This window comes from Corallococcus sp. Z5C101001, from assembly GCF_007352635.1.
GTDB lineage: Bacteria > Myxococcota > Myxococcia > Myxococcales > Myxococcaceae > Corallococcus > Corallococcus silvisoli.
Genome location: NZ_VKLU01000012.1, coordinates 276,015 through 302,160, shown reverse-complemented (window position 1 = coordinate 302,160; position 26,146 = coordinate 276,015). Strand labels below are relative to the sequence as shown.

General features: G+C 70.8%; 21 protein-coding genes. 9 read left to right on the top strand and 12 right to left on the bottom strand.

Going from position 1 to position 26,146, the window contains the following annotated elements; genetic code table 11:
* Genes FOF48_RS26750 through FOF48_RS26735 form a run of 4 tightly spaced genes read right to left on the bottom strand, consistent with a single transcriptional unit; the run spans position 1 to position 5,400 of the window.
* Positions 1-1,617, bottom strand: coding sequence for an acyl-CoA carboxylase subunit beta (locus tag FOF48_RS26750; protein ID WP_143905967.1), 1,617 nt, complete (start codon positions 1,615-1,617; stop codon positions 1-3).
* A 1-nt stretch (position 1,618) separates the two neighbouring features.
* A complete protein-coding gene (locus tag FOF48_RS26745; protein WP_143905965.1) occupies positions 1,619-2,497 on the bottom strand; it encodes an SDR family oxidoreductase in 879 nt (292 codons plus the stop codon).
* Between the two features lie 12 nt (positions 2,498-2,509).
* Complete coding sequence (locus FOF48_RS26740; protein WP_143905963.1) at positions 2,510-3,676, bottom strand: acyl-CoA dehydrogenase family protein; 1,167 nt, start codon at positions 3,674-3,676, stop codon at positions 2,510-2,512.
* Between the two features lie 29 nt (positions 3,677-3,705).
* A complete protein-coding gene (locus FOF48_RS26735) occupies positions 3,706-5,400 on the bottom strand; it encodes an acyclic terpene utilization AtuA family protein (protein ID WP_143905961.1) in 1,695 nt (564 codons plus the stop codon).
* A 59-nt stretch (positions 5,401-5,459) separates the two neighbouring features.
* On the opposite strand from FOF48_RS26735, the gene FOF48_RS26730 reads away from it, so the two are divergent.
* From FOF48_RS26730 to FOF48_RS26720, 3 genes are all read left to right on the top strand, one after another.
* Positions 5,460-6,131: a TetR/AcrR family transcriptional regulator gene (locus FOF48_RS26730; RefSeq protein ID WP_255442710.1), complete on the top strand. Its 672-nt coding sequence runs from the start codon at positions 5,460-5,462 to the stop codon at positions 6,129-6,131.
* 114 nt (positions 6,132-6,245) lie between these two features.
* Positions 6,246-7,250 (top strand): hypothetical protein, encoded by a 1,005-nt coding sequence (locus tag FOF48_RS26725; protein ID WP_143905959.1) that lies wholly within the window; start codon positions 6,246-6,248, stop codon positions 7,248-7,250.
* A gap of 189 nt (positions 7,251-7,439) precedes the next feature.
* Positions 7,440-8,747, top strand: coding sequence for a glycerophosphodiester phosphodiesterase family protein (locus FOF48_RS26720; protein WP_143905957.1), 1,308 nt, complete (start codon positions 7,440-7,442; stop codon positions 8,745-8,747).
* 43 nt (positions 8,748-8,790) lie between these two features.
* Here the strand turns inward: FOF48_RS26720 and FOF48_RS26715 are convergent, their stop codons facing one another.
* A complete protein-coding gene (locus FOF48_RS26715) occupies positions 8,791-9,588 on the bottom strand; it encodes a serine protease (protein ID WP_143905955.1) in 798 nt (265 codons plus the stop codon).
* Position 9,589: 1 nt separating this feature from the next.
* A complete protein-coding gene (locus tag FOF48_RS26710) occupies positions 9,590-10,360 on the bottom strand; it encodes a zinc-dependent metalloprotease (RefSeq protein ID WP_143905953.1) in 771 nt (256 codons plus the stop codon).
* A 383-nt stretch (positions 10,361-10,743) separates the two neighbouring features.
* Between FOF48_RS26710 and FOF48_RS26705 the strand changes: the two genes are divergently transcribed.
* The gene (locus FOF48_RS26705) at positions 10,744-11,922 is read left to right on the top strand and encodes a DUF6068 family protein (protein ID WP_304503238.1); all 1,179 of its coding nucleotides are present in this window, start codon (positions 10,744-10,746) and stop codon (positions 11,920-11,922) included.
* A 10-nt stretch (positions 11,923-11,932) separates the two neighbouring features.
* On the opposite strand, the gene FOF48_RS26700 is transcribed toward FOF48_RS26705, so the two are convergent.
* On the bottom strand, positions 11,933-15,022 hold the full coding sequence (locus tag FOF48_RS26700) for a poly(A) polymerase (RefSeq protein WP_143905949.1): 3,090 nt from the start codon (positions 15,020-15,022) through the stop codon (positions 11,933-11,935).
* A 445-nt stretch (positions 15,023-15,467) separates the two neighbouring features.
* Here FOF48_RS26700 and FOF48_RS26695 point away from each other — a divergent pair, with 445 nt between their 5' ends.
* Positions 15,468-16,718, top strand: coding sequence for a hypothetical protein (locus FOF48_RS26695; RefSeq protein WP_235685958.1), 1,251 nt, complete (start codon positions 15,468-15,470; stop codon positions 16,716-16,718).
* A gap of 32 nt (positions 16,719-16,750) precedes the next feature.
* On the opposite strand, the gene FOF48_RS26690 is transcribed toward FOF48_RS26695, so the two are convergent.
* Positions 16,751-17,482 (bottom strand): NAD-dependent deacylase, encoded by a 732-nt coding sequence (locus FOF48_RS26690; protein WP_143905945.1) that lies wholly within the window; start codon positions 17,480-17,482, stop codon positions 16,751-16,753.
* 69 nt (positions 17,483-17,551) lie between these two features.
* On the opposite strand from FOF48_RS26690, the gene FOF48_RS26685 reads away from it, so the two are divergent.
* Positions 17,552-18,046 carry a GAF domain-containing protein gene (locus FOF48_RS26685; RefSeq protein ID WP_143905943.1) on the top strand — a complete coding sequence of 165 codons (495 nt, stop codon included), beginning with the start codon at positions 17,552-17,554 and terminating at the stop codon, positions 18,044-18,046.
* A gap of 14 nt (positions 18,047-18,060) precedes the next feature.
* Here FOF48_RS26685 and FOF48_RS26680 read toward each other — a convergent pair whose 3' ends face one another.
* Positions 18,061-18,978, bottom strand: coding sequence for a pseudouridine-5'-phosphate glycosidase (locus FOF48_RS26680; protein WP_143905941.1), 918 nt, complete (start codon positions 18,976-18,978; stop codon positions 18,061-18,063).
* 173 nt (positions 18,979-19,151) lie between these two features.
* On the opposite strand from FOF48_RS26680, the gene FOF48_RS26675 reads away from it, so the two are divergent.
* Positions 19,152-20,078, top strand: a complete 927-nt coding sequence (locus FOF48_RS26675) for a DMT family transporter (RefSeq protein ID WP_143905939.1) — start codon at positions 19,152-19,154, stop codon at positions 20,076-20,078.
* Here FOF48_RS26675 and FOF48_RS26670 read toward each other — a convergent pair.
* From FOF48_RS26670 to FOF48_RS26660, 3 genes are read right to left on the bottom strand one after another with little or no spacing between them, the layout of a single operon-like run.
* Positions 20,075-21,814: an FHA domain-containing protein gene (locus tag FOF48_RS26670; protein WP_143905937.1), complete on the bottom strand. Its 1,740-nt coding sequence runs from the start codon at positions 21,812-21,814 to the stop codon at positions 20,075-20,077. The two genes, FOF48_RS26675 and FOF48_RS26670, sit on opposite strands and share 4 nt — an antisense overlap.
* 52 nt (positions 21,815-21,866) lie before the next feature.
* Positions 21,867-23,042: a DUF2314 domain-containing protein gene (locus FOF48_RS26665; protein WP_143905935.1), complete on the bottom strand. Its 1,176-nt coding sequence runs from the start codon at positions 23,040-23,042 to the stop codon at positions 21,867-21,869.
* The gene (locus tag FOF48_RS26660) at positions 23,039-23,653 is read right to left on the bottom strand and encodes a deoxynucleoside kinase (RefSeq protein ID WP_143905933.1); all 615 of its coding nucleotides are present in this window, start codon (positions 23,651-23,653) and stop codon (positions 23,039-23,041) included. The genes FOF48_RS26665 and FOF48_RS26660 overlap by 4 nt, the downstream gene beginning before the upstream one ends.
* A 214-nt stretch (positions 23,654-23,867) precedes the next feature.
* Here FOF48_RS26660 and FOF48_RS26655 point away from each other — a divergent pair, with 214 nt between their 5' ends.
* Positions 23,868-24,668, top strand: a complete 801-nt coding sequence (locus FOF48_RS26655; protein ID WP_186002081.1) for a 1-acyl-sn-glycerol-3-phosphate acyltransferase — start codon at positions 23,868-23,870, stop codon at positions 24,666-24,668.
* A 16-nt stretch (positions 24,669-24,684) separates the two neighbouring features.
* Positions 24,685-26,070 carry a lipopolysaccharide assembly protein LapB gene (locus FOF48_RS26650; protein WP_255442727.1) on the top strand — a complete coding sequence of 462 codons (1,386 nt, stop codon included), beginning with the start codon at positions 24,685-24,687 and terminating at the stop codon, positions 26,068-26,070.
* Positions 26,071-26,146 lie beyond the last annotated feature (76 nt).

Below are 26,146 nucleotides of genomic sequence, written 5' to 3'. Positions count from 1 at the left end.
CTACAACCGGGCGACGCCGAAGGTGTTGGGTGAGAGCGCGCGGCGCGAGGACTCCTCGCACGTGGCCAGGACGAACCCCAGCACCCGCCGCGTGTCCCGAGGGTCGATGACGCCGTCATCGAACAGTCGCGCGCTGCAGTTGAAGGCATCCGACTCGCGCTCGAACTGCTCCACGAGCGGCCGCGAGAACTCGCGCATCGCCTCCTCGTCGAAAGGCTGGCCCGCGCGCCGGGCCTTCTCGGCGGAGACGATGGACAGCACCTTCGCGGCCTGCTCGCCGCCCATCACCGCCGTGCGCGCGTTCGGCCAGGCGAAGATGAAGCGCGGGTGGAAGGCGCGGCCACACATCCCGTAGTTGCCCGCGCCGAAAGCACCGCCCAGCAGGATCGTGACCTGGGGCACGGTCGCGTTGGCGACGGCCTGCAACATCTTCGCGCCGTGCTTCACGATGCCCCCCTGCTCCGACTGGGTGCCCACCATGTAGCCGGTCGTGTTCTGGAGGTAGACGATGGGCGTCCGCGCCTGGCAGCAGAGCTGGATGAACTGCCCCGCCTTCGTCGCGCCCCTCGGCGTGATGGGCCCGTTGTTGCCGATGAGGCCCATCGCCCGGCCCTCGATGCGCGCCCAGCCGCACACGGTGAGCGCGTCGTAGTCGTCCTTGAAGGGGGCGAAGTCCGAACCATCCACGAGCCGCGCGATGACCTCGCGGCAGTCGTAGGGCCGCCGGTGGTCGCCGGGCACGACGCCGCAGAGCTCCTCCGCCGCGTAGCGGGGAGGCTCGAAGGAGGAGCGCGTGGGCGGGGGTTGTGCGTCATTCCATCCGAGCGACGCGACGATCTCCCGCGCGATGCGGATGCCGTCGGCGTCGTCCTCGGCGAGGTGGTCCGCGGTGCCAGCCACGGTCGCGTGCATCTCCGCGCCGCCCAGCTCCTCGTCCGTGGCGACCTCGCCCGTGGCCGCGAGCAGCAGCGGCGGGCCGGCCAGGAACACCTTCGCCTTCCCCCGGACCATGACGACGTGGTCGGAGAGCCCCGGGATGTACGCGCCCCCGGCCGTGCTGGAGCCGTGGACGACCGTGACCTGAGGGATGCCCGCCGCGGACAGCTTCGCCTGGTTGTAGAAGGTCTCCCCGCCCGGGATGAAGATCTCCTGCTGGTAGAGCAGGTTCGCGCCGCCGCTCTCCACGAGCGACACGACCGGCAGCCGGTTCTCGAGCGCGATCTCCTGCGCGCGCAGCGCCTTCTGGACGCCCCAGGGCGTCGCGGTGCCGCCCTTCACCGCGGAGTTGCTGACGAACACGAGGCAGCGCACACCGGCGACGAAGCCGATGCCAATGACGGTGTTGCCCCCGGCCAGCGAGCCGTCGCTGTCGTCGTGGTGCTTGTAGCCACAGAGCGTGGAGAGCTCGAGGAAGGGCGAGCCCCGGTCGAGCAGGAGCGCCAGGCGCTCCCGCGGCAGGACCTGCCCGCGCTGCTTGAACTTCTCGCGAGCCAGCTGTTCGGTGTCGCGCGACTTCTGCTCGATGGCGCGCAGCTCGGCCACCCGGTCGAGCAGCTCCTTGCGCTGCGAGGTGAAGGTGGCGGAGGCCGGGTCGATGCGGGAGACGAGCGTCGGCACGTCACTGCTCCTTCGGGCCGTCGAGGATGCTCGGCGCGGCGGCGAGGTGGAAACCGTCATACGGCTTCGACTTCGAGTGCTCTTCCAGCGGGAACACCTTCGTGTTGCAGGACGCGCCCCCGTCGATGCGGATGACCTCGCCGGTGATGAACGCCGCCACGTCGGAGAGGAGGAACACGATGGCGCCGCTCACCTCCGCCTCGGTGGCGAGCCGGTGCAGGGGGACCTGCCGACGCAGCAGGGGGATGAGCGCGCGGACCCCCGGGTCCTCGTACGTGTCGAGGCCACTGGAGGCGACCCAGCCGGGCGCCACGGCGTTCACGCGGACCCCGGAGGAGGCCCACTCGACGGCGGCGGTCTGCGTGAGGTTGAACATGCCGGCGCGCGCCGCGCCCGAGTGCCCCATGCCCGGCATGCCGTTCCAGGCGTCCGCGAGCATGTTCACGATGGCGCCGCCATGCTCGCTCATGGACTGCGTGAAGACCTCGCGCGCGACCAGGAAGCCCCCGGTGAGGTTCGTCGCGACGACCGCCTCGAAGCCCTTCTTGGAGATCTGCGAGAGCGGCGAGGGGAACTGGCCGCCCGCGTTGTTCACCAGCCCGTGGATCCGGCCGCGAGCCTCGACGACGGCGGCCACCATCGCGCGCACCGCGGCCTCGTCGCGGATGTCGACGGCGTGCTGCGTGGACGCATGGCCTTCGGCGGAGAGCTCTCCGGCGACGCGAGCAAGCTTCTCCGGCTTGCGGCCGACGAGGACGACGTGCGCGCCGAGCGAAGCGAGCTCATGCGCCGTGCACCGCCCGATGCCACTTCCAGCGCCGGTGACGAGGATGGTGCGGCCCGCGAAGGCATCCGGGGCGAAGACTGAACGGTATCCCATCGTGCGTTCTCCTCAGCCCCGCGCCTTGCGCGGCAGGGTGCCCATGGCCTTGCTGATGATCCCCAGCATCACCTCGTCGGCTCCGCCGCCAATGGAGCCGAGGCGCAGGTCGCGGTAGGCCCGCGCGACGTCGTTGTCCCAGGTGAAGCCCATGCCGCCCCAGAACTGAAGGCACCCATCCGCGAGCTCCCGGGCGAGCCGGCCCGACTTGAGCTTGCACATCGAAGCGAGCTTCACGACCTCCGGGTCGTCCTTGTTCTCGATGTACAGGTCGACGGTCCGGTAGATGAGGGCTCGGAGCGCCTCGACCTCCGTCTGGAGTTCCGCGAGCTTGAAGTGCACGGTCTGGTTGTCGAGGATCGACTGTCCGAAGGCCTTGCGCTGCCGCGTGTAGTCGGCCGTCTGCGCGATGAGCCGGTCGAAGGTGGCCAGGGTGCTGGCCGCCACGAAGAGCCGCTCCTCCTGGAACTGCTGCATCTGCATCGCGAAGCCGCGCCCCTCGTCGCCGACGCGGAAGCGCACCGGCACGCGCACGCCGTCGAAGAAGAGCTGCGCCGTGTCGGAGGCCCACATGCCCAGCTTGCGGATCTTCGAGCGCGTGATGCCGGGGCTGTCCATTGGCACGATGATGAGCGACTTGTTCGCGTGCGCCGGCCCGTCACCCGTGTTGGCGAGCAGGCAGATCCAGTCCGCCTGCATGCCGTTGGTGATCCACATCTTGCTGCCGTCGATGACGTAGTCGTCACCGTCGCGGCGCGCGGTGGTGGTCACCGCCGCGACGTCGGAGCCCGCGCCGGGCTCGCTCACCGCGATGGAGCAGACGCGCTCGCCAGCGAGCGTCGGCGCCAGGAACTCCCGCCGCAGCGCATCGCTGCCGAAGCGGGCGAGCGCGGGCGTCGCCATGTCGGTGACGACGCCGATCGCCATGGGCAGCGCGCCGCAGGTGCAGCGGCCCAGCTCTTCGGCGAAGGCGACCGAGAACGATGCGTCGAGCCCCAGCCCGCCGAACTCCGCCGGCTTGGTGATGCCGAGCAGCCCCAGCTCCCCCAGCTTCCCGAACACCTCTCGCGCCGGGAAGATCTCCGCGGCCTCCCAGGCATCGACGTGCGGGTTCAGCTCCTGTTCGACGAACTTGCGGACGGTCTGGCGGATGGCGCGGTGTTCCTGGGTCTGCGGCATGGGTTTCCTCGGTGCGCGCGGGAGAAGGGTCAGAGAAGCGTTTCGGGTACGTCGACGTGGCGCGCGCGCAGCCACTCGCCAAGCGCCTTGCCCTGCGGATCGAAGCGGGTGGACGACGAGACGCCCTCTCCGAGCAGTCCCTCGACGACGAAGTTCAGGGCGCGCAGGTTCGGGAGCACGTGCCGGTGGACGGTGAGCCCGCGCGTCTCCGGCAACAGCTCCCGCAGCCGCTCCTCCGTGAGGGCATGCACGAGCCAGTGCCAGGCCGCCTCCGTGCGGACCCACACGCCGATGTTCGCGTCCCCGCCCTTGTCCCCGCTGCGGGCCAGGGCCACCTGACCGAGCGGCACGCGGCGGGTGGGCCCCGGGGCCAGTGGCGCCGGCAGCGCCGGCACGGGGGCCGCTTCGAGCCCGCGCGTCTCGTTTGGCGGCGCCACGTCGACGCGCGCCCCATCCGGGAGCACCGCGACATGCGGCACCTTCCGCGCATCGACGAAGGCCGGCGTGTAGACGCCAAAGGGAGCGCCGTCGCCGGGCAGCGTGGGCAGGAAGAAGCCGGGGTAGCTGGACAGCGCGAGCTCCACCACGGCGCTGCTGAAGTGGCGGCCCACGACCTTCGCGTCGGCATCCTTCACGGCGACCCGCAGCGTCGCGGCGGCCTGCTCCTCCGTGGGTGCGTCGGCGTGGTCGGTGCGCGCGAGCGTGTAGACGAGCTCGGCCGGCCGCGGGTCGAGCGTGGCCTCCAGCTGCGCACGCACGCGCGCGGCCTTCTCCTCGATGTCCAGTCCGACGAGCACGAAGCTGGCCTCGCTGCGGAAGCCCCCCAGCCGGTTCAGGCACACCTTGACGTCAGGAGGAGGCGGCTCACCGCGCACGCCCGACAGGCGCACCCGGTCCGGGCCCGCGGACTCGACCGCGATGGTGTCGAAGCGCGCGGTGGCGTCGGGTCCGGCATAGCGGGCGCCGGTGATCTCGTAGACGAGCTGGGCCTTGACGGTGTCGACGGTGACGGCGCCACCGCAGCCTGGGTGCTTGGTGATGATGCTGGAGCCGTCCGCGAAGATCTCCGCGAGCGGGAAGCCGGGCAGGCGCGCGTCGAACTCGCTGAAGGACGCGAAGTTGCCGCCGGTCGCCTGGGCTCCACACTCCAGGACGTGGCCGGCGGCCATGGCGCCCGCGAGCCGATCCCAGTCATGGCGCTTCCAGCCGAAGTGCGAGGCCGCGGGGCCGACCACGAGCGAGGCATCCGTCACACGCCCCGTGACGACGACCTCCGCGCCCGCGTCCAGGCACGCCGCGATGCCCCAGCCCCCCAGGTACGCGTTCGCCGTGAGGGGCTGGTCGAACCCCAGCTCCTCCGCGCGCCCGACCAGGTCATCCCCTTCGACGTGCGCGACGCGGACGGCCAGGCCCAGCTTCGCGGCGAGCGCACGCAGGTCGGCCGCGAGCCCCGCCGGGTTGAGGCCGCCCGCGTTCGCGACGATGCGGACCTTCTTCTCGACCGCGAGGCCCAGCGTCTGCTCCAGCTGGCGCAGGAACGTCCTGGCGTAGCCGCCCGCCGGGTTCTTCAGCCGGTCGCGGCCCAGGATGAGCATCGTCAGCTCCGCCAGGTAGTCGCCGGTGAGGACGTCCAGCGGCCCCCCCTCCAGCATCTCCTGGAACGCGGAGAAGCGGTCGCCGTAGAAGCCGGATGCATTGCCGATGCGCAACGAGCGAGCGTCCATCGTTCCTCCCGTGACCGTGGGTGTTGAGTCTGTACCCCTCGCTCCGAAAGAAAGCAATCGTGATTGCTTTTTTCCAGGCCGCGCAACAGGGTGGGGACATGAGCGGCACGGCCAGCGGCACGACGAGGCAGGAGCAGGAGCGCAGCCGGGTGACGCGGCAGAAGCTGATGACGGCCGCCATCGAGGTGCTCGTGGAGAAGGGCTGGGCCGGGGCGACGACCGGCGCCATCGCCGAGCGGGCGGGGGTGTCGCGGGGCGCCTGTCAGCACCACTTCCCGACGCGGACGGCCCTCGTCGCGGCGGCCGTCGAGCACGTCTTCCACCAGCAGATTGAAGAGCTCGCGCGACGCGCGAAGGGCCTGCCGGAGAGCCGGCGACGCATCGAGCCCCTGTTGAACCTGCTGCATGACGTCTACGCCGGTCCGCTCTTCACGGCCGCGACGCACCTCTGGGTGGCGGCCGTGGCGGATGAGGAGCTGAAGGCGATGCTGCTGCCGCTCGAGACGCACGTCGGCCGGGAGGTGCACCGGATCACCGTCGAGCTGCTCGGCCTCGATGAGCGAGACCGCGACGTCCGTGAGGCGGTGCGCGCGACGCTCGACCTTCTGCGCGGTCTGGCGCTCGCGAACCTGCTCCACGACGATACCGCCCGGCGCCGCAAGGTGATTGCCCACTGGGCGCGGACGCTCGAAGCACAGCTCACGCCCAAGCGCTCCCCCCAGGCCGGCTGAGGCGCGATGCGAGCTGTAGGGCAGCACACACATGGGCCCGCCCGTCGTCTCGTCCTTGAGCGGACGGGGTGATAGGCATTGCTGGCGTCCACCGATTGGAGATGGAGAGCCGCCATGCCGACCCGGATCCCAAAGCCTATCAACCCGCCGCCCACCCACCTCGTCAAAGCCCGGTCGGAGGCGCCGCGGCCCGCGCCGGCGGTCATCCCGCCCGCGACGAACACGGCCGCGCCAAACCAGGCGACCGGGACGAACACCCACCAGGGGACGAGCGCCTTCTCCACGCCGGTGGCCGGAGCCCACCACGCCCAGCCTCCCTCCCACGCTGTCGGCTTCACGCAGGGCGCCGCCCCCGCGATGGCTCCGAACAAGAAGGATGCGCCCGCGCTCAACCTGGAGCAGGCCTCCTGCCTCACCCACGGCATCAGCCCGGAGTTCGTCGACAGCGCGCTCCGGGGCCGTCAGCTCCGCTCCGCCTACAACCGGCTGGGCCCCGAGGCGAAGTACAGCCGGCCTGCCGACAAGAACGGCGGAGGCGCCCTCGCGGTCTACACCCGCGCGGTGGGCACCGAGCAGAAGGACTGGCCGTCCAAGGGCCTCGGCGTCGGCAGCAACGACGACAAGGTGCAGATGATCCTCAGCCCCGAGGTGCTGACCAGGCCCGGCCACTCCTGGCGCGCCTCCTCCACGGACAACATGGGGCTCGTGCCGGGCGCGACGAAGCACGACCAGGCCCAGCTCGCGAAGGATGGAAACCCGCTCCAGCGCACGAAGCCCCTCTGGGGGAAGCAGTCCGAGGCGTCCCGCAACGACAACTTCAACCGGACCGTGGCGGGCACCGCCCCCAAGGAGCAGAACGAGCAGCTCCACTGGCAGAAGGTCCCCCTCACCAACAACCTCAAGGGGATGGTCTGCACGTCCCAAGCGACCTTCGACAAGATGATGCAGCTCGAGGGCGCCCGTCCTAGCGGCCTCAAGCTGCCAACGGGCGTCGCGGGGCTGGGCTCCGTCCCCATGGGCGGCCAGCGGATCCCTGTCACGCTCGTCGACGGGAAGACCTCCCTGGTCACCGCGCTGCGCGCCTCCGGAATCGCCAACAGCCAGGGACAGGTCCGCTAGCGCGAGTCCCTGACCGCACGGCCGCGGCGAGCGTCGGAGGGCCCCGCCACAATCTGGCTTTCCTTGCCGAAGCGGCCGTAACAGTTTTGCGTGGAAAACGTATCCGACTCGTGACACCGAGGAACAACCCCCCGGTGCAAGGTGCGCGCGGTTTCACTCCCTCGAACTCCTGTCAGGAGCCGCGCGCCCATGCCCCCGACGAGGTTGCTGTCACTCGCCGTCGTGACCATCGCCAGCTGTCTTGCCGTCCCCTCCATCGCCTTCGCCGGGGATGATGACTCCGCGTCGGTTGGGCGGAGCTCGGAGTCCTCCGGACGCGGGAATCCGCGCCGGCTCAACGTCCAGGTAGGACCCCGGCCGTACTACCTGGTCGAGGACATGGACGAGAGCCCCCTCAAGCGGAAGCTCCAGCAATGCTCCGAGGGCCCGTTCTCCAAGACGGAGTTCTCCATCGGCCACCGGGGCGCTCCGCTCCAGTTCCCCGAACATACGAAGGAGTCCTACGAGGCCGCGGCCCGCATGGGGGCCGGCATCCTCGAGTGCGACGTCACCTTCACGAAGGACCGGCAGCTCGTGTGCCGCCATTCGCAGTGTGACCTGCACACCACCACGAACATCCTCGCCATCCCCTCCCTGGCGGCGAAGTGCACGCAGCCCTTCCAGCCGGCGAACCCCGCGGTGGGGCGCCCCGCGTCCGCGCTCTGCTGCACCAGCGACATCACGCTCGCCGAGTTCAAGCAGCTCTGCGGGAAGATGGACGCCGCCAACCCGGCCGCGACCACCGTGGCCCAGTACCTGGACGGCACGGCGAAGTGGCGCACGGATCTGTATGCCACCTGCGGCACCGTCCTCTCCCACCGGGAGAGCATCGAGCTGTTCAAGAAGCTGGGCACGAAGTTCACCCCCGAGCTCAAGGCCCCCAGCGTCCCCATGCCCTTCCAGGGCGAGTACACGCAGCAGCAGTACGCGCAGCAGATGATCGACGAGTACAAGCAGGCCCGGGTCTCCCCGAGCGATGTCTGGCCGCAGTCCTTCGACCGCAACGACGTGCTGTATTGGATCCAGCACGAGCCCCGGTTCGGCAAGCAGGCGGTGTACCTCGATGGCCGCTATGAGATCCCCGGCACCCGCTTCGATCCGAACAACCCGACCACCTGGGTCCCCAGCATGGACGAGCTGGTGGACTCGGGCGTGAAGGTCATCGCACCGCCCATCTACGTGCTCCTCACGCTGGACGCGCAGGGGAAGATCGTCCCGTCCGCGTATGCGAAGGCCGCGCGGGCGGCGGGCCTGGACATCATCACCTGGTCGTTCGAGCGCGACGGCCTGCTGAAGAATGGCGGCGGCTTCTACTTCCAGTCCGTCGCGCCGGCCATCAACAACGATGGCGACATGCTGGTCGCGCTCGACGTGCTCGCCCGGCACGTCGGAGTCATCGGCGTCTTCAGCGACTGGCCCGGCACGGTGACGTACTACGCGAACTGCATGGGGCTCTAACCCCGCTCCGGGTCTTCAGGCGACGCGGACGTTCGGCCTCCGCTCAGCGGTCGGCGATGTCGGCGCTCTGAAGGTACGAGGACGCTTCGACAATCGACTCCAGGGTCCAACCCCGGTTGGTCCCGCGGCCGAAGGCGTCGCAGTCGCCGTCCGTGTGGATGCCCAGCAGGTATCCCTGACGGTTGAGCACGCCCGCGCCAGAGCTCCCGACCAGGGTGTCCAGGTCCGAGTAGTAGAGGCGCCGGTCACATGAATCCACGAACCTGCCTTCGGCGATGACCTTGGGCAGGCCGCGGGGATGCTGGATGATGGCCAGCCGCTCGGTGGACCGGGTCGTCAGCAGGACGGGCCTGACCGCGGGCAGCACATCCAACTGGATGAGCGCATAGTCGGGTTCGAGCGACTGCTCGATGACGGTGCCCTCGGTGACCAGCGGGTCGCCGTCGGGGGCCTCCTCGAAGTTGAAGACCAGCAGCGCCCGGTCGCCGAGCCTGGCACAGTGCCCGGCCGTCACGACCACGGGACCCGCGCTTGCTTCAATCAAGGTTCCAGTGCAGCGCCCGTCAATCAGCACGACCGCGTCCTCGCGGTCCTGGACGACGTCGGAGAACTCGCCCTGGTAGCGGTTGATGGGGATGAATTCGCGGAGCGGGCCGCACTGAGAGAGGCCGCGCACCTCCGGCTTCTTCACGCTCGCGCAGACGGAGGGAACCTCGACGAGGCCGGTGCCCGGAGGATCCCCGGGCCCCCCCGTTCCACAGGCCGCGAGGCCCAGGATGGAGGTGCCCACGAGAAGCGGCCCCCAGTGCGACATGGACATCCCTGGGGGCCTGGAGCGCATCTCAGTAGATGGTGGTCAGCGCGGTGATGTCGGAGCTGGTCCACTCGCCGGTCTCGGTGGACCGGAAGCAGGAGTTCATGATCGAACCGCCGACCGTGGCCGTGCTCGGCGTGCCGGAGATGAGGATGGCGCCCACGCCCGCGGTGCCCTCGTTGGAGGCGGAGCCACCACAGCTGATGGCGCGGTTGTAGTAGTCCGAGTGACGGAAGCCGATCGTGTGGCCGATCTCGTGCGTGATGACGTGCTCGTTCACGTCAACGCTGTAGCTCTGCAGGCCGGTGCCGATGTTGATGGTGCCGTAGGGCAGGCCGCCCGAGGGGAAGCCCGAGGAGCCACCGGCGCCCGACGTGATGGTCGCGGTGATGTTCGCGTTGCAACCCGTGGTCGGGCCGCGCGCCATGGTGAAGGTGAGGCCCAGGCTGTTGTAGTTGCCGATCGCCAGGTCGAGGCCCTGGCTCAGGCGGGTGTAGGTGTTGAACGTGGACGTGGGGTTGATGCAGATCTTCTTCACGCTGGTGCTGACCAGGTTGGTCGTCCGGTACTGCTCGGCGCTCTCCTTGCCGGGCTGGAGCATCTCGCGGGACGCCTCGAGGGAGACCTGGGCGTCGCGGCCCACGTACACGGCACCATCAACGACCATGATGTCGTCTGCCGGGAAGCCCGCCTGCACCAGGTTGGAGACAATCTCCTGGTTCTCGCTCTCCAGATCGGTACCGCAGCCAGACAACAGCGCGCCACAGCTCGCAACGAGGACTGCCGCCTTCTTGAACATTCGTCGTTCCTCTGGTTCGGGGGAGATCCGCTGCCGCCTGACCTTCCCGTCAGCCACGGACAGCTTGCCCGGCGACAGAGCAACTGTCGGGCCATGCGATACGCCAGAGGGGATTGACGATCCTTCCAGGAATTCTTGGAGCGCAGACACTCCAGATTTCAAGAATGTAAGAGTAACGTCACGTGACGTCCATGATTCCAAGAGGTCGCCGTTACAGTGGTTTTCAAGCCTAAGACTGAATCTCACAATTTCCGGACAGTGGTGTCTTTGATTCAGTCACTGGCCCCGGGGTCGTATTCACCCGTGAACATTGGAGGGAGGACGCGGCGCCGGCGAGCGAATGGGCGTGAATGGGCTCCCGGTGTATCCCGTCTTCGATGCCAATGCGCCCTACTGCCCTCCCCTTCGCCGCGCTGCTGAGCGCGACCCTGTCGTTCCTCCCGGGCTGCGAGAGCACGAAGTCCAGTGCCCCCTCTCCCTCGGACACGCGAACCCAGGAGCCCGCGTCCCTCGCGGCCGATGACGCCTGGAGCCGCGCCCGCGTGGGCGACCGCGTCACCTATGCCTTCTCCGCGACGCAGGGCCCCGAGCCCCGAAGTGGCGGCACCGCGCGCACCGTGGCCGGCCAGCTGACGCTGGAGGTGGTGGCGGTGCAGCAGCCCTGGGTCTGGGTGCGCGTGGCGTTCACGGACGCGTCCGGCAAGCCGTTGGCGCAGCCGCGGCTGGCGACCGACCTCCTCCTCCCCGTGCGCGCGGAGACGACGCGCCCGTTCGACGTGCCCCATGGAGGCCAGGCCACCGCCGAGAAGACCTCCAGCGCGGGCCGCACCTGGGAGGCCGTGCGCTACGTCACCGACCAGCGCCCGTTCGACGGCCCTTTGCGCACGCGCGTCTACGCCAACACACCGGGCCCGCTCTATCTCACCCACGGGTTGATTGACGCGAGCACCGTGTCGGCGGGCTTCCGCATCCCGGGCGGAGTCGAACTGACGCTGCGCGAGTTCCGCGAGGGCTCGGCCGATGCCAGCGCCCCAGTGCCGGCGCTGGAGCGGCCCCTGGGCCCGGGCGCCTACTACGAGCGGTATGTGGACGTGGGCCCCGCGCCGGGTGTGCAGCGCGTGTGCTTCGCCGCGGAGCGTGGCTACCTGCTGCGGACGGAGGGCCCCGTCGAGGGTGCCCAGGCCGCCCCCTGCGCGGACTTCTCGCAGGCGGAGCCGGAGGCGCTCGAGGAGCTCCTGCTGAGCCTGCCCTCGGAGGCGCTGGCCTCCGGGGAGTGGCCTCCCGCCGCGGCGTCCTCCACGCGAGGCACCTTCACGGCGGAGGGCCACAGCGTTCCCGTGCTCATCGAGCAGAGCAGCGAGAACGTCGAGGGCGTCCAGCGCGCCTTCTCGGAGACCTACGCGGCCGAGCCGTGGGCCCCGGGACTCGCGGGCCTGCCCTACGAGGCGCGCTTCCAGCCGCTCGCCAGCGGCACCGAGCGCGTGGTCGCCGGAGGCAAGCGCGAGTCGGAGGGCGGCACGCGGCTCATGCGGTGGGGCTCGTGGCTCGTGAGCCCGAAGTGACGCAAGTCCCTCAGGGCGTCGGCCTCGGAGCGCGCGGCGGGTTGCCGCGCACGAGCTCGACCTGAAGCGCGGCGCCGTCGGGGCGGTTCACCCATTCGTGGAAGGCCCCGCGGAACGCCTCCACGGCCGTGAAGAGCGGGCCGTGAGGCTGCCAGGACAAGGCATCCGCGTCCCGGGCCTCGTGGACCTCCAGCCCGATGAGCAAGGTTCCTCCGGCCCGCGGTGGCTGGAGCGGACGCACGAAGAGGCGCCGGTCTCCTTCCAGCCGGTACACCAGGGCCGTGAGATGGCCCAGGACCCAACCCGCGACGGCCTCGCGGGCCTCGGGGGTGGGGGCGTCGACGGACAGCCGCAGGAAGGTCGGCAGGTCGTGCTCCGCGTCCAGGGGCTGGAAGAGCGCGGCCCATGCGGAGGCCGTGCGCGAGACGCGGGCCCTGGCCACGAGTTCGCGGGCGCGGAGCAGTTCCTCCCGCAGGACGCGGAACGTGGAGCGCGACACGTTGCGCGCGGTGTTCCGAGCCGGAAGCGCTGGAGCGATGACAGGCAGGAGGTCGCGCTTGCCTTCGGGGTGGTAGCGCGCTGTCTCGGGCGTGAGCGTCACGGGCTGGGGCCACGGCCAGGCCGCGAAGGTCTCGAAGAAGTGCGCGAGCAGCGACGCGTCGGAGGACACGGCATCCGAGGGCGCGCGGGTGCAGGCCCAGGCCGCGAGCAGCGTCCACGACAGCCCGCCGAGATAGCCCAGGGCATGCGAGTAGATGCCGCGGGCCCGGGCCCAGGCCTTGACCGCTCGAACCAGGGCCTGGAACCGCTCGGTCCGTCCACCCTCCGGGGCGACGGCGTCCCGCAGTCCCAGCGTGTCCGCCAGCCCCAGGATGGAGCGAAGCCCCGCGACGTCGAGCTGGGAGCCATGACGCTCCAGCAACGTCAGGGGTGCTTCGGCGGGCACTCCCGGAGGGCGGCTCGCATAGGCCAGATCGAAGCTCACGCCGTCCAGGCACAGCTTCACCAAGGGGATGGCGGCGTCCGCCACGTAGCGAGCGGGGGTTGAAGTGGACGTGGCCAGCTCCTGGAGAAGTGCTCGCGCGAAGTCTTCGCGAGACAGCGTCGCCGGGCCGATGGCGACCGCGTCCACGTCGCTGCCCACGCCGTCCGTGTCCAGCAGGTACGAGCCATAGGGATGCAGTGAAGCGCCCACCCGCTCGCAGTGCCCGCGCAGCTGCTCCACCGCCGAGGTCCGCGCGGCGTGCCCCTCCCGTGAATCGACGGCGCCGAGCGAGGCGAGCACCTCTCGCAGGGGACGGTCGTCGTGCGCTGGGACGGACCTACGCGTCCGAGGCGCGCTGCCCGTCAGAGGGATGCGCCGGACGACTTCAAAGGGGGTGTCCCCCTTTCGCCGGACGAGACACAGCTCCCCCACGCTGAACCTCAGCGGCCTCCAGCTTCGCTGCCACATGGCGAGCGTCCGGGCGACCTCCCCATCCTCCGAGAGCGCGAGCTGGCCCACGGAGAGGTGGGGCGTGAAGCCGACATGGGCGGGCGACGCGCATTCGGGGAGGGCCGCGACGAGCCTCGCGTGCAGGGCCGCGAGCGCGCCCGGTGGCTGTTCGTCTGGCCGGAGCCACGCCGTCGCGTTGGCGCGGTGCTCGAAGCGGTCGAACGCGGAGAGCATCACGTCAAAGGGTTCGAAGCCCTGGAGGGCGTCCACGAGGAGCGCCTCCGCCGTCTCGAAATCCTCCTCTGGAACGAAGGGGTGGAACAGCGTGATGTGGGGCATCCACCGCTGGAACTTCGCGTCGTGCTTCTTGCGCAGCGCCTGGATGGGGGCCCAGACATCCTCGGGAGGGATGAGCACCAGCGCCGTGTGGTGGACCCGCGCCACCGAGGACGGCGAGACGAGCGTCAACGGAGAGGCCACCGCCTCGCGGCGCAGGACGCAGCGCACGCCGAAGTGGTCGGAAGCGAAGAGGGGTTCCCCCGTCGGTGCGGGCGGCCCCTTCACGGGCGCCTCCCCGAAGAGGCTGATGGCCTCCGGAGCGAACCGGCCCGACGGGGATGCCACCAAGATCCGGTCCAACCGTTGGAGCCGCCCCGAAACGGTGGTGAGCGCCGCCAGCGGGTTCAGCCGGGGGTTGAAGGTCTCCCCCGCTTCCGAAGGCCGCAGCGCGGACCACGCGTCCACGAAGCCCGCGCGCGCGAAGGCCTCCGCTTCGGGAGCGTCATCGCCAAAGTTGAAGTCACCGGCCAGCATCAGGTCCGGAGACTCGGAAGTGCTCGTGGCCTCCAGTGCACGGGCCCAGTCGAGGAGGACCTGCACCTGGACGGTGCGCGCGGCGGCGCCGGAGGCGTCCCGGTTGCTCGTCAGGTGCGGCGTGGCCACCCACAGCGTGGCGTCGGAGAAGCGGAGCTCGGCGGCGACGAGGCGTTTGTCCCGGGAGAAGCCGCGCTGCCAGACGGAGGCGAGCGGGATGCGCGACAGCAGGACCTGACCATACGGCACCACGGTGTTCGCGCCGGGGCCCTCCGTCAGCCAGTAGCGTTCGCGCACCCAGGGTTCGGCGAGCAGTGCCCTGAGGAAGGAGGGGGTGACCTCCTGGAGGGCGATGACCTCCGCGTCGGTGTCCCGCAGCAGCGCGAGGGTCGCCGGCGTCCTGCGCTCGGTCGCCAGCAGTTCCTTGTCGTACAGGTCGAAGAGGACGTTGAAGGTGGCGACGGTGAGGGAGGCGGAAGGGGGCAGTGCGTGGCCCGTGTCGCGGGGGGCCTCGGACCAGGAGCCCGAGCGCGCGTCGTAGCGCCATGCGGACAGCGGCGTGAAGCCGGGAACCGCGAGAGGCCGAGGTGGCGTGGGCTCCTCGGCGGCGCCGGTGTTGCTCAGCAGGTCGACGCGCGTCTTGCGATCCCACACCACCTGGTGGCCGCGCTTGAAGTACCAGACGCGGTGCCAGGGGATCTCCCCATCGGGGACGAACGCCTCGAAGGGCATCTCCTCCAGCGCTCCGCGGTGCGCGTCGTAGCCAACGACGAACTCGCGGGCATCGAGCCGGGGGTCCCACCGGATGCGGTGATACACCTCGCGGCTGGTCGTGAATCGGTCCTGTGACATGGCGAGGCTCCGTGGGCGCGGGGGACCCGGATGACACGCCTGTGTCCCGGGAAGCAATGCCGCGCCCCGAGAAGGGCCGAGCACGCGCCGCCGCTGACGCTACGGCCCGAGCACAGCTGACAGTCCACGGCATGAGGAGTGAGGCCCCTGGCTCCGCGACGTGCGGCACGCGAGGGCCCGGCCCAGGATTTGCCATGAGCCTCCGCCAACGGAGGAACGCAGGATGGGCATTCGCATAGGCGTGGTGGGAGCGGGGCTGGCGGTCCTCTCTTTGTTGTCAGTGGGTTGCACCAACCAGGACCGGACAATCGAGCCGGGTGATGACCCGGCGCCCCCTCCCTCCGATGGAAACGAAGTTCCCTCCCCTCCCCCTCCGGATTCCTCTCCGGATGGGGGCACGTTCCCACCGGAGGACGATGGGGGCACGACGCCCGATGCCGGCGACTTGCCCGACGGCGGGTCCTCGCCCGACGGCGGCGCCACCGCCGATGCGGGGCCGTGGCCCGTGGATGCGGTGCTCGACTACTCGCGCTCGTTTGGCGTTGGCACGCCGAGGAGCGTCGGGCTCGATGAAGGGCTGAACCTCTGGCTGCTCGACGGCACCCGCATTGGCGTCCTGCGCCCCGGCGACTCCGCCCCCACGTGGACCCGCGGCATCGGTCAAGCGAGCAAGCCGTTCGGCCCGGATTCGCTCGCCATCGACTCGACGGTCATCTGCGGCGGCGAAGCCGGGCGCGCCTACGTGGGCTACCTGGCCAACGAGATGAAGCGCGCGGAGGGAATCACGCAGCGCACGTACATCCCCAGTCCAGGCCAGGCGGGCTACTCGCCGGAGCGCTTCGCCGAGTACCAGAAGGGAGACCTCGATGCGGTCCGCCTCCAGCCGGATGGGACCGTCAAGCTCGAGGAGCACATCTGGCGCACCACCGGCGCGGCGAACGCGGGCCGGCAGCTGGGCATCCACAACACCAATGACTTCCACTACGAGGAGGACCGCACCGTCATCAGCTGCGCCCGGGTGACGCGCGGCCGGGATCGCGGGGACCTCTACATCACGACCAACCACGGCGTGACCCGCATCCAGGGGCTCACCTACAACAGCCACCGCCACCCGGGCTGGTACCTCTACGAGAACGGTTCGGAATGGGGATCGCTGCAATGCCCGCCGATGCACGGACTGGGCATCGCGCCGAATGGCGACGTCCTCGTCGCGAACGAGCAGATGGTCGGGATCCTCGCGCCCAGCCCCAAGCTGGAGGAGTGGGACCGCGAGAACACCTGGGAGGGCCCCACGCCCTGGAAGTTCAAGAGCTTCAATGAGCTCATCAACGGGCTGGCCTCCGATGACTACTGGCGTGCCTTCGAGCAGAGCGCCTCCGGCCGCTACTACCTGGGGAGCGCGGAGTTCGGCGTCTGGGCGATGACGCTGAAGTCGCGCTCGACAGGGAGCTGGTCGAAGCTCGCGGGGCTGCCGACGAATCACATCCAGGCCCTCAAGGCGACGGACGATGGGGCGCTCTACATCGGCACGAATGGCGCGGGCCTCTGGCGGCTGGAGCCAGATGGCACGACGCTGAGCCCCGTGAAGCAGGTCGCCGGGCAACGCGTCCTGCAGCTCGTCTACGAGCCCACCGTGACGCCGAGCATGCTGCTCGTCCTCACCAACCAGGGGCTGACCGTCCTCCGAGGCCCGTAGGCCCGGGCACCGCGCCTGGCGAAGCGCCTTTCTCAGGAGAGCTTCGCCAGCGCGGGCAGCACCTCGCCGCTCAGGCCCTGCACGAAGTGGTGGAAGCGCTCCGTGTTGGCGGCGGACTCGTAGTTGACGAGCCACGTGTCCCCTCGCGCGGCGCGCACCTCGTCCACGATGCCCGCCGCGGGCCACACCGCGCCGGAGGTGCCCGCGGCCAGGAACACCAGGCGGGTGCCGTCAGCGCGCGTGATGAACTCCCCGATGCGCTCCAGGTCCGCGGAGGCCAGCGACTCGCCGAACCAGACGATGTCAGGCCGCAAGCGCCCACCGCAGCTATCGCACACAGGCACCGTGCCCGACGGATGCACGGTGGTGTCCGCGAAGGGCGCCCGCCGGCAGTCCGCGCACTTCGTGCGGAAGAGGTTGCCGTGCATGTCCACCACGCGCTGGCTGCCCGCGCGCGTATGCAGTCCGTCCACGTTCTGGGTGGCCAGCAGGAAGCGGTCTCCCAGGTGCGCCTCCCAGCGCACCAGCGCGTCGTGACCCGGGTTGGGCTTCACGTCCGCCGCGCCCGAGCGGCGCTGTGAATAGAAGCGCCACACGAGCGCGGGGTTCGCCTCGAAGCCCTGGGGAGACGCCACCGCCTCCACGGGGTGGTTCTCCCACAGGCCGTTCATGCCCCGGAAGGTGGGGACACCGCTTTCAGCGGAGACTCCGGCGCCGGTGAGCACGAGCAGGCGGGTTCGCGAATCCAGGACGAGCGGTTCCACACAGCCTCCTGTGCCATCCGGCACCAGGGTTGTTAGAAGGGGCGGGAAATCCCCACCGAGGTCCCCATCATGGCGGAAGTCACCCTGGATCTGCGCGGTCAGCCCAAGACCGACGCGTACGCCGAGTTGAAAACGCACGCCCTCGCCATCCTCGAAGGCGTGGACGACGACATCTGCGCGATGGCGACGATGAGCTGCCTCTTGCACAACGCCTTCGGCCACCTGTGGACCGGCTTCTACCGGGTGGTGACGCCCGGAAAGCTGCTGCGCGTGGGCCCCTACCAGGGGACGCTCGGGTGCCTGGAGATCACCTTCGGCAAGGGCGTGTGCGGCACGTCCGCCGCCAAGGGTGAGACGGTGGTGGTGCCGGACGTGCACGCCTTCCCGGGCCACATCACCTGCGACGGCCGCTCCGCGTCGGAGATCGTCGTGCCGGTGTACGGCCGCGACCGCGAGCTGCTCGCCGTGCTCGACATCGACTCCGAGCACAAGAACACCTTCGACGACGTGGACCGCGCGGCGCTGGAGGACCTGATGACCTGGTTCCAGCACCGCGCATCCTGAGCAGGGCTCGGACCTCAGCGCTTCGCGAGCCGGGCGTAGGCCACGGCCAGCGCCCCCGCGAAGCGCGCGTTGTTCTCCAGCAGCGCCAGGTTCGTCTGGAGGCTCTTGCCGCCCGTGCGCTTCGCCATCTCCCCCAGCAGGAACGGCGTCACGGCCTTGCCACGCACGCCCTGCCGCTCCGCGTCCGCGAGCGCCGAGGCGATGTGCAGCTCCACGTCATTGCGCGGCAGCGCGGCCTCCACCGGCGGCGGCACGGTGTAGAGCACTCCGCCCTGGCCCAGCGTCTCGAAGCGAGCGTGCGCGATGCGCGCGGCGGCCTCCGCGTCATCCGCGCGGTGCTCCAGCGAGAGGCCGGACTCGCGGCTGTAGAAGGACGGGAGCTCGTGGGTGCCCACGCCGATGACGGGCACACCCGCCGTCTCCAGCAGCTCCATGGTCTTGGGCAGATCCAACACGGACTTGGCGCCGGCGCAGACCACGGCGACGGGGTAGCGCGACAGCGCGGCGATGTCCTGGGAGATGTCCCAGTGCTCGGAGGCCCCGCGGTGCACGCCGCCGATGCCGCCCGTGGAGAAGACGCGGATGCCCGCCGCCGCGGCCAGCTCGCAGGTGGCGCTCACGGTGGTGCCGCCGCTGGCGCGCGTGGCCACCGCCACGGCCAGGTCGCGCGAGCCCAGCTTGAGCAGCTTCTCCTTGCCCTCGGCCAGCCGGCGCAGCGTCGCGTCCTCCAGGCCGATCCACACCTCGCCATCCACGACGGCGATGGGCGCGGGCACGGCGCCCGCGCGGCGCACCGCCTCCTCGCAGGCGCGAGCCGCGGTCAGGTTGTTGGGGTACGGCAGGCCTTGCGCGACGACGCTCGTCTCCAGCGCCACCAGCGGCTGCCCGGAGTCCTTCGCGCGCCGCACCTCGTCCGAATAGCGGAAGTCCATGGGCAGGCATTTACGCCATGGGCGGGGCGCCCGGACAAGCGCGGGCGTGGGGAAACGTCGCCGGGGTCTCCGCCCGAGCCAGGGGCAGGAGCTCCGCGCCCGCCCGGCTCCTCTCCCTTCGTTGCAGCCCCGCCGGTTGCATCCGGAGTCGCGCCGCCCTATGCCCCGCGGCCGTGAGCACCTCGTCGCCCGCGGTCGCAGCGCCTGCCCGTCTCCTGTCCGCCTCCGACCTGGCGATGATCGCCGTGGTCGTCATCTGGGGGACGAACTACACCCTCGTGAAGGACGCACTGGACGGCATGCCGCCCCGGGCCTTCATGGCGTTGCGCTTCGCGCTCGCGGCGCTCGCGATGGGCGGAGTGCTCTGGGCGGTGGAGGGTCACAAGCCGCTGCCGTGGAAGGTGTTCCTGCGACTCACCGCGCTGGGGTTCGTGGGCAACACGCTGTACCAGCTGTGCTTCATCGAAGGCCTCGCGCGGACGACCGCGGCCAACAGCGGCATGCTCACCGCGGTGAGCCCGGTGGTGACGGCGGCCCTGGGCGCGGCGCTGGGCATCGAACGGCTGCGGCGCCCGGTCGTGATCGGGCTCTCGCTCGCGGTGGTGGGGACGCTGCTGGTGGTGGGAGCGCGGGGCCCGGACCTGGGCGCGGCGACGTGGACGGGCAACGCGCTGATCGTCGGAAGCTCGCTCTGCTGGTCCATCTACACGGTGGGGACGCGAGCGGTGGGCGCGGAGGTCTCCCCGCTGCGCATCACCGCCATCACCATGCTCACGGGAGCGCCGGGCGTGGTGCTGGCGGGGGCCTCCCAGGTCATCGCGATGGACGCATCCCGAGTGAGCGCCGCGGGCTGGCTGGCGCTCGTGTATTCGGCGCTGGTGCCGCTGGTGCTCGCGTACTTCGTCTGGTTCCGCAGCGTGCAGCAGGTGGGCACCAACCGCACGACGCTCTACGGCACCGGCATCCCCGTGGTCGCGGCCCTCACCGCCTGGGCCGTCCGGGGCGAGCGCCCCACCCTGCTCCAGGCGCTCGGAACGGCGCTCATCCTCGCGGGCGTGCTGCTCAGCCGCCGCAAGGACGCGGCCATCACCAAGGCCTAACCTCGGCCCCCCCGCTCCAGCGTCAGCCCGTACTCCTCCATCTTCCGGTCGAGCGTGGGCCGGCTGATGCCCAGGAGCTCCGCCGCGCGGACCTTCTTCCAGCCGGACTCGCGCAGCGCCTCCGCGATGGCGTCGCGCTCCAGCCGGGCCACCTGCTCCTGCAGCGTGCGCGGCGCCCGCCCCACCGCGCCCTCGCGGACCTCCGGCGGAAGCTGCGGGATGCCCACGTGCCCCGCCGCGTAGACGCGCCCCAGCCGCTCCGCGACCAGCTCCAGCTCGCGCACGTTCTGCGGCCACGGGTACTCCGCCAGCAGACGCCGGGCCTCCGGTCCCAGCACCGGCGCCTCCCGCCCGCATTGCCGGGCGCCACGCAACGCGAAGTGCTCCAGCAACACCGGCACATCGCCCCGGCGCTCGCGCAACGGAGGAACCTCCATCTCGAAGCCCGCGAGCCCCCGCGCGAGCGCGGCGTCGAACTCCCCTCGAGCCATCAGCCGGGACACCGGCGCGGCGCTGGTCGCGACGATCCGCACATCCACGGGCTCCTCGCCTCCCTGCCGGGCCGGCGCCGCACGCCGAGCGAGCATCCGCGCCAGCCGCTCCGCCGCGGGCTTCGGGAGTGCATCGACGTGGCGCAAGAGCAGCGTGCCCGCATCCGCGCGCAGCACCGCGGACGTCACTGGAGGCTGTCCGGGCGCCCCGGCGCGGCCGAAGAGCGCCACCTCCACCGCCTCCAGGGGCTGGCGGCACTCCACCACCACCCAGGGCCCCAGCGCGCGCGGTGAACGGCCATGGAGATGGTGCGACAGCAGCGCCTTGCCCGTCCCCGGCTCGCCATGGAGGACCACCGGCGCGGCACTGCCCGCCGCCCGCCGCGCCTCGTCCAGCACGCCGCGAAACCCGCGGGAGGTGCCCAGCGGCGCCACCCACGGGAGCTCCGTGGCCTCCGCCTCGCCACGCGAGCGCACCGCCGTATAGGCCTCGCCTCCCAGGCGCCCCAGCGACGCGAGCAGCTGGCCCTCGCCCTCGGTGAACGGCGACTCCTCGCGCTCCACGTACAGCACGCCGAAGGGCATGCCACCCGACGCCACCAGCGGCGAGCACATCGCCGTGTCCGTGCGTCCCAGCTCCTTGCGCTCCAGCGCGACCTGCAACAGCGCGCGAGGCACCTCCACGGACGCGGCCCCGGACACCGCCGCCGTGCGCAGCCCCTCCGGTCCGCTCAACAGCGCCGCGGAGCGATCCGCGTTGAGCGCGTGCGCGGTCTCCTCCGCCAGGCGCCGAAGCACCATCGCCTCGCTGGTGGCCCCCAGCAACGCCGTCCCCGCCGAGTACATCGCCGCGGCCGCGCCCACGTGCGGCAGCACCTCTTCGATGGGGACGTGTCCCGGTGGCTCCTGGGCGGACGCGCCGGAGGGCTCGTCGACGATGGACACCGGCGGCGGCTCGAACACCGCGATGGTGCCGCCCACGCGCATCCGGTCGCCCGGCCGCAGCACCGCCTCTTCCTGGAGCGCCAGCCGCTGGCCGTTGAGCAGCGTGCCGTTGGTGGAGCCCAGGTCGCGCAGCCGCACCTGCCCCGCGAGCGTGTCCAGGAACACCTGCGCGTGCCGGCGCGACACCTGGTCGTCTTCCAGCGGGATGTCACACGAGGGGCTGCGCCCGAGGGTCAGCTGAGAGACGACGTCGTACCGGCGCCCCGCGGACGGGCCCGTGAGCAGCAGGAGTGCCGGCATGCGGACCGCAAGCCTAGCAGCGCCCCTCGGGGCGCCCGCAAGACGCGGGCGGCTACATGGGGCGTTCGGCGGTCAGCAGGGCCCGCAGCTCGCCTTCGTTGAGCGCGCGGCCTTCCCGGGCGATGGCCAGGGCGTTGATCTGCTTCTCCTCGACCTCCACGTGGGCGCCCTTGCGCCACTCCGTGGTGTGCACCGCGCCATCGACCAGGCGGCCCACCACGGATCCCTCATCCCGGGCCACCGCCTCCAGCCACAGGTTCTCCACCACCACCTCGCCCTCCGGGTGCGTCTCGAAGGGGGCGCGCACCAGGAACGTCAGGGGCTCCATCAACCCCTTGCGCTGGAAGCGCGCCAGGAACGCCGGCAGCAGCGCCTGCGCCTCCTCGTGCATGGCCTGGGTCTGCTCCGCGGGCTCCTTGGCGAACCGCTCCCGGTACGTCGCCAGCAACTCCGCCGTGTTGTGCCGCCCCAGCGGCGACACCACGGTGAGGAACAGCCCCTCGTGGCCCTCGAAGGCGTCCAGCGGCACGCCCAGCAGGTTGGCGCGAGCCTCCTCGGACGGCACCAGCGTGAAGCTCTGACCCTCGCTGGTGGACACCTCCGCGCGCAGCGCCGGCCCCTGCGCGAACGCCAGGTCCGTGCACAGCTCGTGAAGGAAGCTCTCCGCGGCCAGCAGGTCGCCCTCGCCCAGGTGGAAGATCTCCACGTCGCGTGCGCCGAACTTCTCCATGCCGTGCGAGTGCACCCACAGTGGAGTCTCACCCTCGGCCAGTTCAATCGCGTGCAGGTGCACGTGGTCGCGGATGTCGAAGTCCAGCTCGGTGATTTCGACCACGTCCTCGGGTTCGTGCAGCTTGAACGCCGTCACGTCCACGAGCACGCCCTGCGTCTGCTCCATCAGCGTGCGCACGGTCCACAGCGCCTCGAAGACGGGCAGCGTGGGCTGCGTGCCCCCCGGCTCCAGCAGGAAGGCGTAGCAGGCCTGGGCCTTCTCCACGCGCGCGAAGGCCTCCGGGCTGCCGCTGAACAGCTCCGGGTTCACGCGCGGACGGCCGTCGCTCAGGGGCTTGAGCACCACCTTCACTTCCGAACCATCCGCGCGCACGGTGAAGCCCCAGGCGCCCTCGTGCGGCACGAACTCCACCTCGTCCGTCGCGAACGCCGCCCGCAGGGTCTCCAGCGATGGCGGCTCCGGCGGCTCGGTGGCCAGGACGTAGACCTCCTTCACAGGTGCTTCTCGATCTGCCGGAACAGGTCCACGCGGTCCACCAGGTTGGTGAGGTAGTCCAGCTTGTCCGTCCCCAGCACCAGCACCGGCGACAGCGAGTAGCCCTCGAACCACTCCTCGTAGAGGGCGTTGAGGCGCTTGAGGTACGCGGTCGGGATGTCCTTCTCCATGGACCGGCCCCGCAGGCGGATGCGCTCCTTGAGCGTGGCCACCGGACACCGCAGGTAGATCATCAGGTCCGGCGGCGTGAGCGACTGGGACAGGGTCTGATACAGCTCCCAGTAGGTCCCCCAGTCGCGCTTGTCGATGAGCCGCTGCCGGTGGAGGTTCTTGGCGAAGATCTCCGCGTCCTCGTAGAGCGTGCGATCCTGGAGCACCGTGCCCGGCGTGCGCTCCAGTTCCCGCTGCAGGCGGAACTTGTGCGTCAGGAAGAAGAGCTGCGAGCGGAACGCCCACGTCTTCATGTCCTTGTAGAAATCCGCGAGATAGGGGTTCTGGTCATTGGGCTCGAAGGACGGCGTGAGGCCGTACTTCCGGCACAGGAAGGACGTGAGCTCCGTCTTTCCGGCCCCGATGTTGCCCGCGATGGCGATGAACTTTTTCCTGGCCACGCCACCCTTGCTTGTAACCCCAGCGAGCGGCATTCACCAGAAACAATGGCGAGGGGAGCCATGGTAGATAAAGTGCATGCCCCCGCCCCGGTCCGCACGTCCAGGAGCCCGCGCCGCCGCCGTCGCCGCGCTGCCTGGCTGCTGCCCGACCGGTGGGAGGCACCCCCGGGGCCTGTCCGGCGCTCGAGCCCCCCGGTAGGAGGAAAGGCGACGCATGCTGCGCAAGCTGTGGTGCATTGTCGTGGTCACGGTGTGGTCGGCGGTCTGTTTCCCCCTCGCCATCCTCGCCATGCTGGTGACGCTCAACTCCTCGCGCTCCGTGTGGGTCGTCCGGACGCTCTGGTCGCCCGTCCTGTTGTGGGCCGGTGGCGCGCAGCTGGAGGTCATCGGCGGGGAGAACGTGGATCCGAAGCGGCCCACCATCTACGTGGGCAACCACCAGTCCACGCTGGACATCCCGGCGCACTTCGTGGCCGTGGCGGTGGACTTCCGCTTCGTCGCCAAGAGCCAGCTGCGCTTCGTGCCCCTCATCGGCTGGTATCTCTGGCTGGCGGGCCACATCTTCATCGACCGAGGGGACCGCTCCTCCGCCATCGCCTCGCTGGAGAAAGCCGCCCGGAAGATCCGCTCGGGCACCAGCATCTTCCTGTACCCGGAGGGCACGCGCTCCGAGGACGGCAGCGTGCTGCCCTTCAAGAAGGGCCCCTTCGCGCTCGCGCTCAAGGCGCGGGTCCCCATCTGCCCCGTCACCATCGAGGGCACCTCCACCGTCATGCCCAAGAACTCGTGGAACATCAGGCCGGGCCCGGTGCGCGTGAAGATTGGCCGCCCCATCGACACCACCGGCTTCGCGGACAATGACCGGGAGGGCCTGGCTCGCGCCGTCCGCGCGCAGATCCTCGCCGACAGCCTCTCCCTGGGCGGCAAGGGCGGCGACCCGGACCTGGCCGTCGCCGCGCCCCACCGCGAGGGCGCCGCGCGGCACGACGCCTCCATCTCCTCCAAGGCCTCCTGAGCTCCCCGTGCCCCTGCTGACGCCGCCCCTGAAGCGCCTCCCCAAGCTCCGCCGCGCCTCCGCCGTCCTCCTGGGGCTCGGACTGGGACTGCTCGCCACTGGCTGCGGCCACGGCAACGCCTCGGCCCCCGCGCTGTCGCCCCAGGCCCAGGCCCGCGCCTACCTGGATGGGAACCAGCCGGAGGAGGCGGTGACGCTCCTGAGGCAGCTGCACGCGCGGACGCCGGACGACGTGGACGTGGCCCGGGCCCTCACGGAGGCCCAGGTGAAGGCGGGCCACGCGGACGCCTGGACGGAGGAGCTGCGCCAGGCCATCGCCAAGAACGAGCGGGCGGTGGACCAGTACATGCTGGGCCTGACGCTCTTCTCGAGGGCACGGGACGCGGGCGCCCCCACGGTGGCGGCCTTCGAGCGCGCCATCGTCATGTCCCCCACCACCGCTGAGTTCCACTACCGGCTGGGCGTCGCGCGCCTGGAGTCGGAGCAGTACGCCGCCGCGCTGGGCCCGCTGCGCAAGGCCGCGGAGCTGGCCCCGGAGCGCGCGGGATGGAGGCTGCCGCTCGCCAAGGCCCTGGCCCGCACCGGAGATGCACCGGGCGCCGTGGAGGCCCTGGGCACCGTCGTGCGCGGCAACCCCACCCAGGGGGAGGTCGCTACCGCGCGCGCGCTGATGAACCAGCTGGCGGACCCCTTCCAGGACTTCCCCAAGGTGGCGAGCGCGAAGCTCGAGGAGGGCATGCGCTACCTGCACGAGCTGGACGCGCCCCAGCATGCGCTCATCGCCTTCGAGGAGATCCTCCACGACTACCCGGACCTGGCGGTGGTGCACGCCCTGCTGGGGCTGGCCTACCAGCGCCTGGACGACGCCGGCCGCGCCGTGGACGAGTTCAAGCAGGCCATCGAACGCGCCCCCCGGGACGGCAAGAACCAGCTCTACCTGGGCGAGCTGTACATGTCGCGCCAGCGCACGGACGCGGCGCGCGCCGCCTTCGAGAAGGCCGTGGCGCTCAACCCGCTGTTGGATCTCGCCTGGTTCCGCCTGGGTGACCTGCGCCTCGACGCCCGCGAGCTGGCCACCGCGAAGGACGCCTTCCGGGTGGCGGTGACGCTGCAGCCGGACTCGGCGCCCGCCCGGGGCAAGCTGTCGCTCGTTTACCAGCTGGAAGGTGACTTCGCGGCCGCGCAGCGGGAGCTGAAGATCGTGGCGGAGAAGGACCCGGAGAACACCGAGTTCGCCCTCCGCCTGGGTCTGCTCTACACCGACGAGGCCCAGAAGGCCCGCCGCCCCGAGGAGCGCCAGAAGGCCGCGAACGAGGCGGAGCGCTGGCTGGGCAAGGTGCTGGAGACCCAGCCCGACAACGCGGTGGCCAGCAAGGCGCTGCAGGTCCTCAAGGGCCAGTAGCCACCGGAGCACCGCGCCTTCTACACTCCGCTTCCGATGAGCGACGCACGCAAACCCGCCCCCCCGAGCACCTCGC